Source organism: Rathayibacter sp. SD072 (assembly GCF_017355185.1).
In the GTDB taxonomy this organism is placed as follows: Bacteria; Actinomycetota; Actinomycetes; order Actinomycetales; family Microbacteriaceae; genus Rathayibacter.
Genome location: NZ_JADILJ010000034.1, coordinates 1 through 16,338, shown reverse-complemented (window position 1 = coordinate 16,338; position 16,338 = coordinate 1). Strand labels below are relative to the sequence as shown.

Here is a 16,338-nt window from a genome sequence, read left to right as displayed (position 1 = left end):
CTGTGCGGATGCCGCAGACGACCCTCGACCGCACCGCGCTGACCGACCGCTTCGCCGCGTCCCGCGCCGCCTCCCGCTCCCTCCGCAGCGCCACGACCGACCTCAAGAACCGCGCGCTCCTCGCGATCGCGGACGCCGTCCGCGAGGGTGCGGCGCGGATCGTCCCCGCCAACGCGCTCGACCTCGCGAACGGTCGCGAGAACGGCATGAGCACCGGCCTGCAGGACAGGCTGCGCCTGGACGAGGCGCGGCTCGGATCCCTCGCCGATGCGGTCGTCGCCGTCGCGGGGCTCGTCGACCCCGTCGGCCAGACCGTGCGCGGGTCCGCCCTGCCCAACGGCGCCTCGCTGACGCAGGTCCGCGTGCCGTTCGGCGTCGTCGGGGCGATCTACGAGGCCCGGCCGAACGTGACCATCGACATCGCGGCCCTCGCCCTGAAGAGCGGCAACGCGGTGATCCTCCGGGGCGGAACGGCCGCAGAGAACACCAACCGCGTCCTCGTCGAGCTGCTGCAGGAGGCGATCGCCTCGGTCGGACTGCCGCGCGAGCTCGTGCAGACGGTCGACGACCACGGTCGCGAGGGCGCGAAGGCGCTGATGCGCGCGCGCGGCTACGTCGACGTCCTGGTGCCGCGGGGCAGCGCAGGGCTGATCGAGTCCGTCGTCACGGAGTCCACGGTCCCGGTCATCGAGACGGGCGCCGGAGTGGTCCACGTCTTCCTCGACGCCTCCGCCGACGAGCAGTGGGCCGTCGACATCGTGCACAACGCGAAGACCCAGCGCCCGAGCACCTGCAACGCCCTCGAGACCCTGCTGGTGCACCGGGACGCCGCCGAGCGGCTCCTCCCCGCGGTGCTCGGACGCCTCGAGCGCGCCGGGGTCACCGTGCACGGCGACGAGCGGGTCGTGGCCCTGCATCCGGGGGCGGTCGCCGCGACCGAGGAGGACTGGTCGGCCGAGTACTACTCTCTCGACATCGCGGTCGCGATCGTCGACGACCTGGACGCGGCGATGGAGCACATCGTCCGCTACTCGACGCACCACACCGAGTCCATCGTCACGAACGACCTCGCGAGCGCCGAGCGCTTCCTCGCGGAGGTCGACTCCGCCGTCGTCATGGTCAACGCGTCGACCCGCTTCACCGACGGCGGCGAGTTCGGCTTCGGCGCCGAGGTCGGGATCTCGACCCAGAAGCTCCACGCCCGCGGTCCCATGGGACTGCCCGAGCTGACGAGCACGAAGTGGCTCCTGCGCGGGGCCGGTCAGGTCCGCGCCTAGCCCGAGTGGCGTCCGGGTAGACTCGACAGCGCCCGCGCGGGCACCCCGAACTTCAAGGAGCACCGAATGTCCCTGGTGACGACCGTCCTGGCAGAAGCATCGACCCACGTCGAGCTGCCGTTCCCGTCGATCGTGTTCGGCCTCATCGCCGCCGTCGCGTTCGTCGGTCTCGGCTTCGTGACGTGGAGCTACCGCGACGTCGCCAACCGGCACTCGCACAAGACCACCGGGCAGGCCGACCAGCACGGCCACGGCCACTAGTCCGGAGGCCCCGCGCTCGTGACGTCCGCCGCCAGCGGAGACCCCCGGCGTCCCCGCATCGGCGTGATGGGCGGAACGTTCGACCCGATCCACCACGGGCACCTCGTGGCGGCCTCCGAGGTCGCCCAGTCGTTCGACCTCGACGAGGTGGTCTTCGTGCCCACCGGTCAGCCGTGGCACAAGAAGACGGTCACCTCGGCCGAGCACCGGTACCTCATGACGGTGATCGCCACGGCCTCCAATCCGAGGTTCACGGTGAGCCGGGTCGACGTCGACCGGATCGGGACGACGTACACGATCGACACCCTGCGCGACATCCACGCCGCGCACCCGGACGCCGAGCTCTTTTTCATCACCGGAGCCGACGCCGTCGCGCAGATCCTGAGCTGGAAGGACTACGACGAGCTCTGGGAGCTCGCGCACTTCGTCGCGGTGAGCCGGCCCGGCCATGTGCTCAACGTTTCGGGATTGCCGGCGCAGGACGTATCCTTGTTGGAAATTCCGGCGCTAGCGATTTCCTCGACGGATTGTCGGAGCCGCGTGAACCGGGGTCATCCGGTCTGGTACCTGGTTCCCGACGGTGTCGTCCAGTACATCTCGAAGCACCACCTGTATCGGAGCACGCCATGACAGTCCAGCCCGAGGAGAAGCCGCTCACCCGGCGCGAGATCCGCGAGCGCGAACGCCGCGAGGCCGGGGTCGCCCCCGCTGCAGCGGCGCCGACGACATCGCGTCGAGCCGCCACCGCCTCCGTGACCGCCGCGGGCGACATGCCCGTGCTCACTCCCACGCAGACCCTGCGGATCGCCGCCCCCGAGGCCGAGCCCGCCCGCGAGCCCGACCTCCGCACCTCGGCCCTCGAGGTCGTCCTGCCGGAGGGCGTCGAGCGCTCGAGCCTGACCCGGCGCGAGCTGCGTGCCCTGCACGCCCAGCAGCAGGCCGAGAAGCTCGCCGCCGCGCCCGCCATCGACGTCCCGGCCGGCTCCGGGCCAGCCGCCGCTGACGAGCCGTCCGCTGCTGACGACGGCCCGGGGGAGGGCGAGCAGTCCCGCGCTTCCACCCCCGGTGAGTCGTCCGCCGTCGAGCCGTCCGGCGTCGAGTCGTCCGACGTCGAGTCGTCCGACGTCGAAGGAGCCGTCGATCGGGCCGCGGCACTGCCCGCGGTCGACGACTCCGATGAGGAGCCGCGGCCTGTCGAGCCGAAGCTCAACACCGCCCTCTTCGCCACCGTCGGCGGCTCGATCGACCTCGGCGAGGAGAAGGCGACCGAGATCACGGGCAGCTTCCAGCCGCCGATCGAGCACCTCGCCATCACCGAGGAGCTCGACAGCAAGTCCAAGGAGGAGGTCGACGCCTCTTTCGACGAGCTCATCGCCCGCGGAGTCGCCTCGACGGGCGCGGTCACGACCACCAACGCGCTGATCCTGCCCACCACGGGTGCGGGCGCCGTCGTCGAGGGCCGCGCCGACACCGGCGAGGTCATCGTCACCGGCACCTTCGAGCTCCCGCGCAGCCTCGGCTCGACGGGTCAGCACCCCAACCTCTACGACTCGCCCGATGTGGACCGCTACGTCGACCGCATCGACCGCGAGCAGCCCGCTGCCGACTCCGAGCCCGTCCGGGCGTCGAGCGCCGTCTCGACGCACGCCGCCGGCACCGCCATGATCGCGCCGCAGAAGAAGCGCGGCATCAGCGCTCCCGTGGTGCTCGCCATCACGGCGGCCGTGCTCCTCGTGGCCTCCATCGCGCTGTTCATCGGCGGCTTCGTCCTCAACATCTTCTGATCCGCTCTCCCGACACTGAAGGCTTCATGACTGCGACCGATTCCGCCCGCGCCCTGCTCGACATCGCGGCCACCGCCGCCGACTCCAAGGGCGGGGAGGACCTGGTCGCGCTCGACGTGTCCGGTCCGCTGCCGCTCGTCGACATCTTCCTGCTCGTGACCGGGCGCTCCGAGCGCAACGTCGTCGCGATCGCCAACGAGGTCGAGGATCGGCTGATCGCCTCCGGGCGGAAGCCCCTGCGCCGCGAGGGCCGCTCGGAGGGCCGCTGGATCCTGATCGACTTCGGCGACCTCGTCGTCCACGTCTTCCACGAGGAGGACCGCATGTACTACTCCCTCGAGCGCCTCTGGAAGGACTGCCCGACGGTTCCGTTCACCCTCGACCAGCCCGTCGTGGCGGAGTCCTCGACCGCCTCCAGTTGAGGAACACGCCCGGTGGCGGCTCTCGATTTCGTCTGACGCACTTCGTGTTGTAGATTATTCGAGTTGCTTCCGCCGGGCGGAGGGAACAGAACAGGCAAGACGAACGGGTCCGTGGCGCAGCTGGTAGCGCACCTGCATGGCATGCAGGGGGTCAGGGGTTCGAATCCCCTCGGATCCACCGAGACAGAAGAGCCGCCCTCCGGGGCGGCTCTTCTGCGTTGAAGCCATCGCGGCGGATCACCGAGACTTTTCGATGATCCGCTCCCCCTCCGGAGCTCAGGCCGTCGCCGGCACGAACAGGGGCCAGGGCACCCCGTCCCGCTCCGCCAGACTGTGGGCATGCCCGCATCGACCGCCTCTCGCGGCCTCATCACGCAGTTCTCCCTGGTCGACGCTCTGCTGGCCGGTCTCTTCGACGGCGTCGTGTCCCGCTCCGAGGTCGATCTCGCGGGCGACTTCGGCCTGGGCTGCGGCGATCGGATGGACGGGGAGCTCGTCGTCCTCGACGGCGTCCACCGGCTGTTCCGCGGGGACGGGTCGGTCCTGGTGCTCGAGCCCGACGACCGCGTCGCCTTCGTCGAGGTCTCGCACTTCCGCGCCGACGTCGTGGTGCCGCTGCACGATGTCCCGTCGCTCGACGCCCTGCTCGCGGCGGTGCGCGGCCTGGTCGCCAGCCACAACGTGTTCCTGGGCGTCCGCGTGCGGGGACGCTTCGATCGGCTGACGCTCCGCCAGCCGATCGCGCAGACGAAGCCCTACCTGCGCCTCGCCGACGCCATGCACGACCAGCGGGAGCTGCACCTGGAGTCCGTCGAGGGCACGCTGGTCGGCTTCGTCGCGCCCAAGCCGTTCCAGGGCATCAGCGTCGCGGGGCTGCACACCCACTTCGTCGACACCACCGGGACCGTGGGCGGCCACGTCCTCGCGGCCTCCGGTCTGCACGGCGCCCTCGAGGTGGAGCAGTACGGGGGCATCACCGTCCGGCTGCCGGAGTCCGAGGACTACCTCGCGGCGGACCTCGACGACGACGCATCCGTGTCGGACGCCGCCATCCGCGCGGTCGAATCCGACCACGCGCACTGACGCGGCCCGACCGCTCCGCACCCTAGCCTTGTGGCATGCCCTCCCTGCGCGACGTCCACGCCGTCATCGACCGACTCTGGCCAGAGGCCGCGGCCGAGAGCTGGGACGCACCCGGTCTCGTCACAGGCGACCCCGACTCGTCGATCGAGCGCATCCTCCTCACCGTGGACGTCGTCTCGGACACCGTGCAGGAGGGCGTCGACGGCGGGTACCAGCTCCTCGTGGCGCACCACCCCCTGCTCCTGCGCGGGGTGACCTCCATCGCCGAGGACGGCTACAAGGGCCGCCTGCTCGCCGACCTGATCCGCGGAGGCTGCGCGCTGGTGTCGGCGCACACGAACGCGGACATCGTGGCGGACGGGGTCTCGGACGTCATCGCCTCCCGCCTCGGCCTCACGGGGACCACGCCGATCGTGCCCGGCGCCGATCCGGAGGTCGGGCTCGGTCGCGTCGGCGACCTGCCCGAGGAGGTGACGCTGGGCCGTCTCGCCTCCGCGGTGGCGGATCTGCTCCCCGCCACGGCCGGAGGAGTGCGCGCGGCCGGGCTCTACGACACGCCGGTCCGCCGAGTCTCGCTCTGCGGGGGAGCGGGGGACTCCCTCCTCGACGCCCCCGGCGTCCGCACGAGCGACGTGTACATCACGGCCGACCTCCGGCACCACCCGGCCTCGGAGGCGCGCGAGAAGGCCCTGCACGGCACCGGCCCCGCGCTGCTGGACGTCTCGCACTGGGCGAGCGAGTGGCTCTGGCTGGACGTGGCCGCCGAGGCGCTCCGCCGGGCGCTGCCGACGCTCGCCGTCGACGTGAGCGAGACCCGCACCGATCCCTGGGATTTCGCGATCGTCCACTGAGCGGCGCTCGACACGCGAGAATGGACGCGGCACGACGACCCCTGTGCCGGGAACGAGGACCGCGACGTGAAAGCCAGCCCCGCCGACCAGCGCGAGCTACTGACCCTGCAGACGCTCGACACGCGAGCAGCCCAGCTGCGCCACGCCGTCGCCACGCTGCCGCAGATCGCGAAGATCCAGGCCATGCAGGCGCGCAACGACCAGACCCGGCGCACCCTCGCCGAGCGGCTCGGACGCCTCGAGGACGCCCGTACGGAGCTCGGACGCATCGAGTCCGATGTGAGCGTCGTCGAGAAGCGGCTCGCCCGCGACCGGGAGCGACTGCAGGTCTCCTCCTCCGCGAAGGACATCGCGGCCCTCGAGGGCGAGATCGCATCGCTGCTCAAGCGCCGCGGCGACCTGGAGGAGATCGAGCTGACCCTGATGGAGCGCATCGAGGGCATCGACGCCGAGGTGGCGACCGCCCGGGCCGAGCGCGACGAGGTCGTCGCGGCCCTGGACACCCTCGCCGACGAGAAGGCGGCCCTGGCCGAGAAGCTCGCCGGCAAGCAGGAGTCGCTCGCTCGCGATCGCGCCTCGCTGGTCGAGACGATCCCGTCCGACCTGGTCGAGCTCTACGAGAAGCAGCGGGCGCGCTACGGCGTCGGCGCGGCGCTCCTGCGCGGCAAGGTGTCCGAGGGCAGCGGAGTCGCCCTCACCGAGTCGGACCTCTCCTGGATCCGCGCCAGCGCTCCGGACGAGGTCGTCCTCTGCCCCGACAGCGGCGCCGTCCTCGTCCGAGGGGACGAGTCGACGCTCGCCTGAGCACCGTCCTACACTGGACGGGCGAACGGGTCGGCAAGACGGCCGCGTCGCCGGGGCGAGAGCTCCGGCGCCGAGGAACGTCCGGGCTCCGCAGAGCAGGGCGGTGGGCAACACCCACCCGGGGTGACCCGCGAGACAGTGCCACAGAGAACAGACCGCCACGGGCTCCGGCCCGCGGTAAGGGTGAAACGGTGGTGTAAGAGACCACCAGGGGCCGGAGTGATCCGGTCCGCTCGGTAAACCTCGCCCGGAGCAAGGTCAGACAGAGGACGATGCGGCTGCTCGTCGGGTCCTCGGGTAGACCGCTGGAGGGCCGTGGCGACACGGCTCCGAGAGAGATGGCCGTCCAGCGCCCGCCGAGAGGCGCGGCGTGAACAGAACCCGGCGTATCAGCCGGCCCCTTCGCACGAGGACCCCGCAGCGTTCGACGCTGCGGGGTCCTCGTGGTTCAGGGCGGGGTGCTCAGGAGTGGACCCCTCCACCCGCGAGAGCGGCGGCGCCGAGGATCCCCGCGTTGTTCCGCAGCTCGGCCGGGACGATCGGGGTCCGCAGGTCCAGCAGCGGCAGGAACTCCTTGTAGTGCTTCGAGATCCCGCCTCCCACGATGATCAGGTCGGGCCACAGCAGGGCCTCGAGGTGGGAGTAGTAGCGCTGGAGCCGCTTCGCCCACTGCTTGTAGTCGAGGTCCTCGCGCTCCTTCGCGGCGAACGACGCCTTCTTCTCGTAGTCGCCGCCGTGGATCTCGAGGTGGCCGAGCTCGGCGTTCGGGATCAGCACGCCGTTGTAGATCTGCGCGGTTCCGATGCCGGTGCCCAGCGTGGTCATGAGGACGAGTCCCGGCTTGTCCTTCGCGGCGCCGAAGCGCGCCTCCGCATAGCCCGCGGCATCCGCGTCGTTGACGAAGAAGATGTCGCGTCCGATCGCGTCCTCGAACAGCTTCTCGGCCTCGAGGCCGATCCACTCGTCCGAGACGTTCGCGGCCGACATCGTGCGCCCGTGCACGACGGCGGCCGGGAAGCAGATGCCCACGGGAGTGTCGGCGGCCACGTCGGGGAGCGCGTCGATGATCTGGGTGACGACCGCGATGATGTCCTTCGGTCGTCCGCCCTCGGGGGTCGCGAGCTTCACGCGGTCGCTGAGGAGCGCTCCCGCGTCGAGGTCGACGAACGCCCCCTTGATCCCGGTTCCCCCGATGTCGATGCCGATGGCGGTCGTCGAAGCAGTCATACCGGTCATGCTAGCGAAGCGCGAGGAGCAGCTCCCCGGTGCCCGAGCGTAGGATCGGCCCCATGGCTGACGGCGACGAGACCTCCTGGTGGTACAACTCCAAGACCGGTGCGGTGGAGCAGGGGTTCCAGTCCCCGTCCGTGGACCGCGTCGGCCCCTTCGCCTCGCGCGAGGCGGCGGCGGCGGCGCCCGAGCGGCTCCGGGAGAACAGCCGCAGGTGGGCCGAGGAGGAAGCGGCCGAGGACCGCTGACGGCCTTCTACTCGTAGCTGTGCTCGGGGGCCGGGTACTCGCCCGACTCCACGTCCTCGCGGTACGCCGTGACGGCCCCGGTCAGCACCCCGCGCAGGTCCGCGTACTGCTTGACGAAGCGGGGGACGCGACCGGTGGTGAAGCCGGCGAAGTCGGTCCACACGAGCAGCTGGCCGTCCACGTGGGGGCCGGCTCCGACGCCGATCGTCGGGATGCGCAGCTCCTCGGTGACCCGGCGCGCGGCTTCGCTGGGCACCATCTCGAGCACGACCGCGAAGGCGCCCGCCTCCTGGACGGCGCGGGCGTCCGCGAGGAGCTGCTCGAGACCTTCGCCGCGGCCCTGGACGATGTGGCCGCCGAGGCCGTGCTCGCTCTGAGGAGTGAAGCCGATGTGCGCCATGACCGGTATGCCCGCGTCGACGATCCGGCGGATCTGCTCCGCGGAGCGCACCCCGCCCTCGAGCTTCACGGCGTGCGCGTGCGTCTCCTTCATGAAGCGGAAGGCGGTGTGCAGCGCGTCGTCCGGACCGGACTCGTAGGAGCCGAAGGGCATGTCCGCGACCACGAAGGCCCGCTCGACGGCTCCGGCGACCGCCCTGGCGAAGGGGATGAGCTCGTCGACGGTGACGGGGAGCGTCGTGTCGTAGCCCAGCACGTTGTTGCCGGCGGAGTCTCCCACGAGGAGGAAGTCGATCCCCGCCTCGTCGAAGATCCGCGCGGTGAGCTGGTCGTAGCTCGTCAGACCCGTGATGCGCACACCCGAGTCCTTCGCGGTCTGGAAGTGGCGGGTTCGAACGCGTTTCACGGGCTGCGCTGACATGGACCCAGTCTACGGGCGGCGGTCCGGGCGGCACCGGGCGGGCCGCCGTCGGCGGTCGGCGGAGCCGCTAGCCTTAGGGACGAGCAGGAAGGGCCTCGATGGACAAGCAAAGGGACTTCGTTCTTCGCACCATTGAAGAGCGAGGGATCAAATTCGTTCGCCTCTGGTTCACCGACGTCGTCGGCACGCTGAAGTCGGTCGCGATCGCGCCGGCGGAGGTCGAAGGGGCGTTCGCCGAGGGCCTGGGCTTCGACGGCTCGGCGATCGAGGGCCTCACCCGCTCCTTCGAGGCGGACGTGCTCGCGCATCCGGATCCGTCGACGTTCCAGATCCTCCCGTGGCGCGGTGAGATCGACCCCACGGCCCGGATGTTCTGCGACATCACGACGCCCGACGGTCAGCCGGCCGTCGCCGACCCGCGCAACGTCCTCAAGCGGACGCTCGCCAAGGCCGCCGAGCGCGGGTTCACGTTCTACACGCACCCCGAGATCGAGTTCTACCTGCTGAAGTCGTCGACGTTCGGCGCCGAGGGGCCCGAGCCCGTCGACTCCGCCGGGTACTTCGACAACGTCCCGGGAGGCACGGCGCACGACTTCCGCCGCCGTTCCGTCCGCATGCTCGAGGATCTCGGCATCTCGGTCGAGTTCAGCCACCACGAGGCCGGGCCCGGTCAGAACGAGATCGACCTCCGCTACGCGGACGCGCTGACCACGGCCGACAACATCATGACGTTCCGCACGGTCATCAAGGAGGTGGCGATCGAGCAGGGCGTCTACGCGACCTTCATGCCCAAGCCGCTCTCGGGCCACCCCGGATCCGGCATGCACACGCACCTCTCGCTGTTCGAAGGCGACGTCAACGTCTTCTACGAGCAGGGCGCGCAGTACCAGCTCTCCAAGCTCGGCCGCCAGTTCATCGCCGGCCTGCTGAAGCACGCGCCCGAGATCACCGCCGTCACGAACCAGTTCGTGAACTCCTACAAGCGGCTCTGGGGCGGCGACGAGGCGCCGAGCTACGTCTCGTGGGGCCACAACAACCGCTCCGCACTCGTGCGGGTGCCGCTGTACAAGCCCAACAAGGGCCAGTCCTCGCGCATCGAGTACCGCGCGCTCGATTCGGCGGCGAACCCGTACCTCGCGTACTCGCTGCTCCTGGCCGCAGGGCTCAAGGGCATCGAGGAGGGCTACGAGCTCCCGGCCGAGGCCGAGGACAACGTGTGGTCGCTGACCGACGCCGAGCGCCGCGCGCTGGGCTACAGCCCGTTGCCCGCGAGCCTGGACCGCGCGATCTCGCTGATGGAGGAGTCGGAGCTGGTCGCCGAGACGCTCGGGGAGCAGGTCTTCAACTTCGTGCTGCTGAACAAGCGGAAGGACTGGGCCGAGTACCGCGCCCAGGTCACTCCGTACGAGCTGCGCAGCAACCTCGAGATGCTCTGATCCTCTCGCCCCATGGCCCGCGAACGCACTCTCAGTGACATCGCGCGCCTCGGTTTCGCCGAACTCGGCGAGACCGGGGCGCGCATCGCCGAGGCGGAGCAGCTCGCGGACCGTTCGCTGGGATCGGTCGTGCCGGCCTTCGCCTCGGTCGCCGATCCGGATGCAGCGCTGCTGGCGCTCATCGATCTGCTGCGCAGTCACCGCGATCGGATGGACGCCGTCCTGGCGGACGACGACGCGCTCACGCGGCTCCTGAAGGTCACGGGAGCGTCCTCCGGCATCGCGGACTTCCTGCAGCGGCGTCCGGACGAGCTCGCGAGCCTCCTCGATCCGGTGGTCTCGCTGCCCGGACGCGCCGAGTTGCGCGACGACATGCTCGACTCCGTCGGAGCCGTCGACGGCTTCGCCGCACTCGGGGAGGAAGCGGGATGGACGGCGCTGCGCGTGCGCTACCGCCGGCTGCTCACCCGCATCGTCGTGCACGACCTCACGCAGGCCGACCCCGTCACCGCGATCGACCGGGTGACCCGCACGCTGGCCGACCTCGCGGGTGCCGCGCTCGAGGCGTCCCTGGCCGTCGCGCGGGCCGATCTGGTCGCCGGCGTCGGCCCGGGGCGGTTCACGCGGGACGAGGTCGCGGCGACGAGACTCGCCGTCATCGGCATGGGCAAGGCGGGCGCCTCCGAGCTCAACTACGTGAGCGACGTCGATGTGATCTTCGTCGCCGAGGGGGATCCTGAGCGCGAGCTCTCGAACGCCCGGGCGATCGACGTCGCGACGCGCCTCGCGGTCCTGCTGATGCGCGGCACGTCCGCCCTGGCGCTCGAGCCGGAGCTGTGGGAGGTGGACCCGAACCTGCGTCCGGAGGGCAAGCAGGGCGCCCTCGTCCGGACGCTCGAGTCGCACGTCACCTATTACGACCGGTGGGCCAAGAGCTGGGAGTTCCAGGCGCTGCTGAAGGCGAGGCCGCTCGCCGGCGATGCGAGGCTCGGGCAGGCGTACGTCGACGCCGTCGCTCCGAAGGTCTGGTCGAGCGCCTCGCGCGAGAACTTCGTCGAATCCGTGCAGCGGATGCGCGAGCGGGTCACCGAGCACATCCCGCAGAACGACGTGCACTACCAGATCAAGCTCGGCCCGGGCGGGCTGCGCGACATCGAGTTCACGGTGCAGCTCCTCCAGCTCGTGCACGGCCAGACGGACGACGAGATCCACATGCCGGGCACGCTGCTCGCCCTGGGCGCGCTCGCCGACCGGGGCTACATCGGGCGATCGGCGGCGGACGAGTTCTCGAAGGACTACCGAGCACTGCGCCTGCTCGAGCACCGGCTCCAGCTGCGCCGGCTCCGCCGCACCCACCTCATGCCCCGCGACGAGCACGAGCTGCGGACCCTCGCGCGATCGACCGGGCTCGCCCGCTCGGCCGAGGAGCTGCTCGTCGTGTGGAACGGGATCAAGCACCGCGTGCGCGGCCTGCACGAACGCCTCTTCTACCGTCCGCTGCTGTCGGCGGTCGCCTCGCTGCCCGACGGAGGAGCGGAGCTCTCGACCGGTCAGGCCGAGGCGCGCCTCGCGGCCATCGGCTTCACCGACGCCCGGGGCGCCCTCGGGCACATCGCCGCCATGACCTCGGGAGTGTCGCGGCGCGCGAGCATCCAGCGGCACCTCGTGCCGGTGATGCTCCAGTGGTTCGCCGACGGCGCCGACCCCGACTACGGACTCCTCGCGTTCCGCCGGCTCAGCGACACCCTCGGCGGCACGCCGTGGTTCCTGCGCATGCTGCGCGACTCCTCCGGCGCGGCGAAGCGGCTCACGACGGTGCTGTCCGGCTCCCGCTACGTCGGGGAGCTGCTCGACCGGATCCCGGAGTCGGCCGCCTGGCTCGAGGACGACGACGATCTCCGTCCCCGGACGGCCGCGCAGCTGAACGAGGAGGTGCGCGCCGTCCTGGCCCGACACGACACCCCCGAGGCGGTCGCCGCCGTGCTGCGCGCGATGCGCCGGCGCGAAGTGCTGCGCACCGCGATCGGGGGAGTGCTGGGTCTGAGCACGATCGAGGAGATCGCCCGCAGCCTGACCGACATCATCTCGGCTCTGCTGAGCGGAGTCCTCGCGGCCGTGCGGCGCTCGAGCGCCCATCGACCGGGCTCCGACCTCCAGTTCGCCGTGATCGGCATGGGTCGCTACGGGGGAGCGGAACTCGGCTTCGGCTCGGACGCCGATGTCGTCTACGTCCAGCGCCCGGGCTCGGGCGAGCCGCGGGACGCCCAGCTCTACGCGCAGCACCTGGTCGCCGAGCTCGTACGCCTGACCGAGGACTCCCGGCTGCCGCTCGACCTCGACGCCGATCTGCGCCCCGAGGGCAAGAACGGGCCCCTCGTGCGCTCCCTCGACTCCTACCGCGCCTACTACGCCCGCTGGTCCCTGACCTGGGAGGCGCAGGCGCTGCTCCGCGCCCGCGGAGTGGCCGGTGATGCGCCCCTGATCGCCGACTTCGCCGCTCTCGCCGACGGCGTGCGCTACCCCGCCGAGATCTCCGACCGCGACATCCGAGAGGTGAAGCGGATCAAGGCCCGCGTCGAGAACGAGCGTCTGCCCCAGGGCGCGGACCCGAGACGCCACCTCAAGCTCGGCCGCGGCTCGCTCAGCGACGTCGAGTGGCTCGTGCAGCTCCTGCAGCTCGAGCACGCGCACACGATCCCGGAGCTGCGGACCACCTCGACGCTCACCGCCCTGCAGGTCGCGGAGCAGGCCGAGCTGCTGACGCCCACCGACGCCGAGCGTCTGCGCGCGGCGTGGCTCCTGTCGTCCCGGGTCCGCTCCGCCATGACGCTGTGGTCGAACCGCACGAGCGACGTCCTGCCGACGGATCGGATGCAGCTCGAGGGCGTCGCCCGACTGCTCGAGTACCCGGCCGGATCGGCCACGCAGCTCGAGGACGACTACCTCGGCGTCACGCGCCGCGCACGCGCGGTCTTCGAGCGCTGCTTCTACGGGCCCGCCGACGGCGAGCCGACGACGCGCTGACCGGCGACCGCCGCGGCCGAGCGCGCCCTCGTGCAACGACGGAGGGCCGCCCTCCCGAAGGAGAGCGGCCCTCTGCGATCCGGTCGGACCGGTCCTGATCGGACCGGGCCTCGACGGATCAGACGCCGTAGTAGAGCTCGAACTCGAAGGGGTGCGGGCGCTGCGCGAGCGGCTTGATCTCCTTCTCGCGCTTGTACTCGATCCAGGTGTCGATGAGCTCCTGCGTGAACACGCCGCCCTGGAGGAGGAAGTCGTGGTCGGCCTCGAGGGCGTCGAGCGCCTCGCCGAGGGTCGCGGGGACCTGCGGGATGAGCTTCGCCTCCTCGGGGGGCAGCTCGTAGAGGTCCTTGTCGACCGGCTCGTGCGGCTCGACGCGGTTCTTGATGCCGTCGAGGCCCGCCATGAGCTGCGCGGCGAACGCGAGGTACGGGTTGCCCGAGGCGTCGGGCGCACGGAACTCGATGCGCTTGGCCTTGGGGTTGGTGCCCGTGATCGGGATGCGGATCGACGCGGAGCGGTTGCCGGCCGAGTAGACCAGGTTGACCGGAGCCTCGAAGCCCGGGATCAGGCGGTGGTACGAGTTGACGGTCGGGTTCGTGAACGCGAGCACGGCCGGAGCGTGCTTGAGCAGGCCTCCGATGTACCAGCGGGCGAGGTCCGAGAGTCCGCCGTAGCCGTTCTCGTCGTAGAAGAGCGGCGTGCCGTCGTTCCACAGCGACTGGTGGGTGTGCATGCCCGACCCGTTGTCGCCGAAGAGCGGCTTCGGCATGAACGTGGCGGTCTTGCCCCACTGCTCGGCCGTGTTCTTCACGATGTACTTGAACTTCAGGATGTCGTCCGCCGCGTGCACCATGGTGTCGAAGCGGTAGTTGATCTCGGCCTGGCCGCCCGTGCCCACCTCGTGGTGCGAGCGCTCGAGGATGAGACCGGCGTCGATCAGCTTGAGGCAGATGTCGTCGCGCAGGTCGGCCTGCTTGTCGACGGGGCTCACGGGGAAGTAGCCGCCCTTGTAGGGCGTCTTGTTGCCGAGGTTGCCGCCCTCCTCGACGCGTCCCGAGTTCCAGGCGCCCTCGACCGAGTCCACCGAGTGGAAGGCCGAGTTCTGCGTGATCTCGTAGCGGACGTCGTCGAAGATGTAGAACTCCGCCTCGGGGGCGAAGAACGCGGTGTCGGCGATGCCGGTGGAGGCGAGGTACTTCTCGGCCTTCTTGGCGACCTGGCGCGGGTCCTTCGAGTAGATCTCCCCGTTGCGCGGGTTGTAGATGTCGAAGACCAGGATCAGCGTGCGCTCGACGCGGAACGGGTCCACGTAGGCGGTGGTCACGTCGGGGATCAGCTGCATGTCCGATTCGTGGATGTTCGCGAATCCGCGGATCGAGGACCCGTCGAAGAGCTGGCCGACGGAGAAGAACTCCTCGTCGACAGTCGAGGCGGGGATGTTGAAGTGCTGCTGGACACCGGGGAGATCGGTGAACCGGATGTCGAGGAACTTGACGTCCGTGTCCTTGATGAACTTGAGCACCTCGGAAGAATCTTTAAACATGCAAAGGTCTCCAATGGCGTAACGGGTGACTGCGGAGCGCAGCCGTCCCAGGCTAGTGACAGGGTGTGTCCCTGCCGTGTCCCCTCTGTTTCGGGCGTGTTACGTGAACCTGACTCGACGGCCCGTCATCGGCTCGCGGCCGCCTCCGAGACACCGTGGATAGCATGGGGCGCATGCCCGAACGCAGGACCTTCGCCGATGTCGCGCCGAGCAGCTGGCCGGGGGAGCGCCTCGGACTCCCGCGCGAGGGACGGATGTCGATCGCCCGCCCCGGACGCCGGATCGCGGCCCTCGTGGTCGACTTCGCGATCGCCGCGCTCCTGTCGCTGGCGTTCTTCCAGTACGACCGGTGGGCCAGCCTGATCCTGTTCGTCGTTCTGCAGGCGGTGTTCATCCCCACCATCGGCGGTAGCATCGGCCACCGTCTGCTGCGGATGCGCGTGGTGCGCCTGGGCGGCGGCTGGGTCGGGGCGTGGCGCCCCCTCGTCCGCTCGGTCCTGCTGGCGGTGCTCGTGCCGGCCCTCGTCTGGGACTCGGACCAGCGCGGCTTCCACGACAAGGTCGCCGGAACGGTGCTCGTCCGCTACTGACCGCTCGGCCGCACCCCGCCCGCCCGATCGTACGCGTCCGGGAACCGGTTCAGGCCGGGGAGAACACCGGGGCCGTGCGCCTCGACGGCGAACGGCCCCGGTGGGGGAGTGATCAGCGCGAGCGCTGCGGGCGGACCTTGAACGGATCCACTCCCTTGGGGATCGGCAGCGAGGTGTTCAGCGACGCGAGACGGTTCTTGACGGCGAGGACCTCGGCCTTGGTGAGGGTCTTCTTCGTCTTGGCGAGGGTCCGGGGGATGCGGTGCAGCGGCACCGAATCGGCGTCCGGCCCGACGTGCACGAACGTGACGGGGACGTTCGGCAGGATCCGGGTGACCTTGCGGCGCTCGTCGTCGAGCATCCGCTTCGTGCGCCCGGACGGTCCCTCGGCGATCAGCACGACACCACCGCGTCCGATGGCGCGGTAGACCGCGTCCTGCGTCTTGCCGTTCACGGCCACCGGCATCTCGGTGCCGGTCCAGCTGCCGCGGAGTCCGCTGCGGAGCACCGCGCCCACGGCGCCCGGCTGACCGGCGATCTGTCCGTACGCCGCACGCTCGGCGCGGCGCGAGAGCACCGCCAGACCGGCGACCATGCCGGCGAGGAGGCCCACGAGGATCCACAGGGCGATGACGAATCCGTTGCCGTCGCCCAGGAGGATCCCGAGGAGCACGCCGAGCAGGACGGGGAGCAGAGCGGCGAGGAGGATGATCCACACAGCACTGCTGTCGTAGCGGCGGGTCATCTGGAACACCTGCCACATCTGCTTGAGACGTCCGGGTTCCTTGACCGCCTTCGTCGACGGTTCCGTGCTGCGTGCCATGGGGTCAAGGATACCGAGCCGACCCGGGGATCGGGACCGATCGCGTCGGAACCCGGGGCGGGGCGCCTCCCCAGCCCGCCGTGCGGGCCTTCCCTCCACCGATCGCTCGGGGCCGGGCGCCGGCGGCTCTCGCCGACGTCAC

16 protein-coding genes, 1 tRNA gene and 1 other RNA gene are annotated in these 16,338 nt (G+C 70.7%); 14 read left to right on the top strand and 4 right to left on the bottom strand.

Annotated features, from left to right (window positions below):
• Window positions 1–8 precede the first annotated feature (8 nt).
• From IOC53_RS13270 to rnpB, 10 genes are all read left to right on the top strand, one after another.
• Complete coding sequence (locus IOC53_RS13270) at window positions 9–1,277, top strand: glutamate-5-semialdehyde dehydrogenase (protein WP_207406417.1); 1,269 nt, start codon at window positions 9–11, stop codon at window positions 1,275–1,277.
• 66 nt (window positions 1,278–1,343) lie between these two features.
• Window positions 1,344–1,538, top strand: coding sequence for a hypothetical protein (locus tag IOC53_RS13265; RefSeq protein WP_207406416.1), 195 nt, complete (start codon window positions 1,344–1,346; stop codon window positions 1,536–1,538).
• 18 nt (window positions 1,539–1,556) lie between these two features.
• Entirely contained in the window at window positions 1,557–2,168 is a 612-nt protein-coding gene (gene nadD, locus IOC53_RS13260; protein ID WP_207406415.1) for a nicotinate-nucleotide adenylyltransferase, read from the top strand.
• Complete coding sequence (locus IOC53_RS13255) at window positions 2,165–3,322, top strand: hypothetical protein (protein ID WP_207406414.1); 1,158 nt, start codon at window positions 2,165–2,167, stop codon at window positions 3,320–3,322. The genes nadD and IOC53_RS13255 overlap by 4 nt, the downstream gene beginning before the upstream one ends.
• A 26-nt stretch (window positions 3,323–3,348) precedes the next feature.
• Entirely contained in the window at window positions 3,349–3,744 is a 396-nt protein-coding gene (gene rsfS / locus IOC53_RS13250; RefSeq protein ID WP_207406412.1) for a ribosome silencing factor, read from the top strand.
• A 105-nt stretch (window positions 3,745–3,849) separates the two neighbouring features.
• Window positions 3,850–3,922 (top strand) — tRNA-Ala (locus IOC53_RS13245).
• A 161-nt stretch (window positions 3,923–4,083) separates the two neighbouring features.
• Entirely contained in the window at window positions 4,084–4,827 is a 744-nt protein-coding gene (locus IOC53_RS13240) for an acetolactate decarboxylase (RefSeq protein ID WP_207406409.1), read from the top strand.
• Window positions 4,828–4,862: 35 nt separating this feature from the next.
• Window positions 4,863–5,678 (top strand): Nif3-like dinuclear metal center hexameric protein, encoded by an 816-nt coding sequence (locus IOC53_RS13235; RefSeq protein WP_207406408.1) that lies wholly within the window; start codon window positions 4,863–4,865, stop codon window positions 5,676–5,678.
• 66 nt (window positions 5,679–5,744) lie between these two features.
• Window positions 5,745–6,482: a zinc ribbon domain-containing protein gene (locus tag IOC53_RS13230; RefSeq protein ID WP_207406398.1), complete on the top strand. Its 738-nt coding sequence runs from the start codon at window positions 5,745–5,747 to the stop codon at window positions 6,480–6,482.
• Between the two features lie 26 nt (window positions 6,483–6,508).
• Window positions 6,509–6,887: RNase P RNA component class A (gene rnpB, locus IOC53_RS13225), an RNA gene on the top strand.
• Window positions 6,888–6,944: 57 nt separating this feature from the next.
• Here the strand turns inward: rnpB and ppgK are convergent.
• Window positions 6,945–7,709: a polyphosphate--glucose phosphotransferase gene (ppgK, locus tag IOC53_RS13220; RefSeq protein ID WP_207406396.1), complete on the bottom strand. Its 765-nt coding sequence runs from the start codon at window positions 7,707–7,709 to the stop codon at window positions 6,945–6,947.
• A 62-nt stretch (window positions 7,710–7,771) separates the two neighbouring features.
• Between ppgK and IOC53_RS13215 the strand changes: the two genes are divergently transcribed.
• Complete coding sequence (locus IOC53_RS13215; RefSeq protein ID WP_207406394.1) at window positions 7,772–7,960, top strand: SPOR domain-containing protein; 189 nt, start codon at window positions 7,772–7,774, stop codon at window positions 7,958–7,960.
• A 7-nt stretch (window positions 7,961–7,967) separates the two neighbouring features.
• Here IOC53_RS13215 and panB read toward each other — a convergent pair whose 3' ends face one another.
• Window positions 7,968–8,780: a 3-methyl-2-oxobutanoate hydroxymethyltransferase gene (gene panB / locus IOC53_RS13210; protein WP_207406393.1), complete on the bottom strand. Its 813-nt coding sequence runs from the start codon at window positions 8,778–8,780 to the stop codon at window positions 7,968–7,970.
• 98 nt (window positions 8,781–8,878) lie between these two features.
• On the opposite strand from panB, the gene IOC53_RS13205 reads away from it, so the two are divergent.
• On the top strand, window positions 8,879–10,216 hold the full coding sequence (locus tag IOC53_RS13205) for a glutamine synthetase family protein (RefSeq protein ID WP_055792319.1): 1,338 nt from the start codon (window positions 8,879–8,881) through the stop codon (window positions 10,214–10,216).
• Between the two features lie 12 nt (window positions 10,217–10,228).
• Window positions 10,229–13,240 (top strand): bifunctional [glutamine synthetase] adenylyltransferase/[glutamine synthetase]-adenylyl-L-tyrosine phosphorylase, encoded by a 3,012-nt coding sequence (locus IOC53_RS13200; protein ID WP_207406392.1) that lies wholly within the window; start codon window positions 10,229–10,231, stop codon window positions 13,238–13,240.
• A gap of 118 nt (window positions 13,241–13,358) precedes the next feature.
• Here the strand turns inward: IOC53_RS13200 and glnA are convergent, their stop codons facing one another.
• Window positions 13,359–14,783 (bottom strand): type I glutamate--ammonia ligase, encoded by a 1,425-nt coding sequence (glnA, locus tag IOC53_RS13195; protein WP_207406391.1) that lies wholly within the window; start codon window positions 14,781–14,783, stop codon window positions 13,359–13,361.
• Window positions 14,784–14,956: 173 nt separating this feature from the next.
• Between glnA and IOC53_RS13190 the strand changes: the two genes are divergently transcribed.
• Entirely contained in the window at window positions 14,957–15,373 is a 417-nt protein-coding gene (locus IOC53_RS13190) for an RDD family protein (protein ID WP_207406390.1), read from the top strand.
• 112 nt (window positions 15,374–15,485) lie between these two features.
• Here IOC53_RS13190 and IOC53_RS13185 read toward each other — a convergent pair whose 3' ends face one another.
• Window positions 15,486–16,196, bottom strand: coding sequence for a DUF4191 domain-containing protein (locus tag IOC53_RS13185; protein ID WP_207406389.1), 711 nt, complete (start codon window positions 16,194–16,196; stop codon window positions 15,486–15,488).
• Window positions 16,197–16,338 lie beyond the last annotated feature (142 nt).

What these genes read in the sequence shown, in the direction of transcription:
- IOC53_RS13200 (WP_207406392.1), top strand. Translation starts at nt 10,229, where the DNA reads ATGGCCCGCGAACGCACTCTCAGTGACATCGCGCGCCTCGGTTTCGCC.
- ppgK (WP_207406396.1), bottom strand. Translation starts at nt 7,709, where the DNA reads ATGACTGCTTCGACGACCGCCATCGGCATCGACATCGGGGGAACCGGG.
- IOC53_RS13270 (WP_207406417.1), top strand. Translation starts at nt 9, where the DNA reads ATGCCGCAGACGACCCTCGACCGCACCGCGCTGACCGACCGCTTCGCC.
- IOC53_RS13215 (WP_207406394.1), top strand. Translation starts at nt 7,772, where the DNA reads ATGGCTGACGGCGACGAGACCTCCTGGTGGTACAACTCCAAGACCGGT.
- IOC53_RS13190 (WP_207406390.1), top strand. Translation starts at nt 14,957, where the DNA reads ATGCCCGAACGCAGGACCTTCGCCGATGTCGCGCCGAGCAGCTGGCCG.
- glnA (WP_207406391.1), bottom strand. Translation starts at nt 14,783, where the DNA reads ATGTTTAAAGATTCTTCCGAGGTGCTCAAGTTCATCAAGGACACGGAC.
- IOC53_RS13240 (WP_207406409.1), top strand. Translation starts at nt 4,084, where the DNA reads ATGCCCGCATCGACCGCCTCTCGCGGCCTCATCACGCAGTTCTCCCTG.
- panB (WP_207406393.1), bottom strand. Translation starts at nt 8,780, where the DNA reads ATGTCAGCGCAGCCCGTGAAACGCGTTCGAACCCGCCACTTCCAGACC.
- IOC53_RS13205 (WP_055792319.1), top strand. Translation starts at nt 8,879, where the DNA reads ATGGACAAGCAAAGGGACTTCGTTCTTCGCACCATTGAAGAGCGAGGG.
- IOC53_RS13235 (WP_207406408.1), top strand. Translation starts at nt 4,863, where the DNA reads ATGCCCTCCCTGCGCGACGTCCACGCCGTCATCGACCGACTCTGGCCA.
- IOC53_RS13185 (WP_207406389.1), bottom strand. Translation starts at nt 16,196, where the DNA reads ATGGCACGCAGCACGGAACCGTCGACGAAGGCGGTCAAGGAACCCGGA.
- IOC53_RS13255 (WP_207406414.1), top strand. Translation starts at nt 2,165, where the DNA reads ATGACAGTCCAGCCCGAGGAGAAGCCGCTCACCCGGCGCGAGATCCGC.
- IOC53_RS13265 (WP_207406416.1), top strand. Translation starts at nt 1,344, where the DNA reads ATGTCCCTGGTGACGACCGTCCTGGCAGAAGCATCGACCCACGTCGAG.
- rsfS (WP_207406412.1), top strand. Translation starts at nt 3,349, where the DNA reads ATGACTGCGACCGATTCCGCCCGCGCCCTGCTCGACATCGCGGCCACC.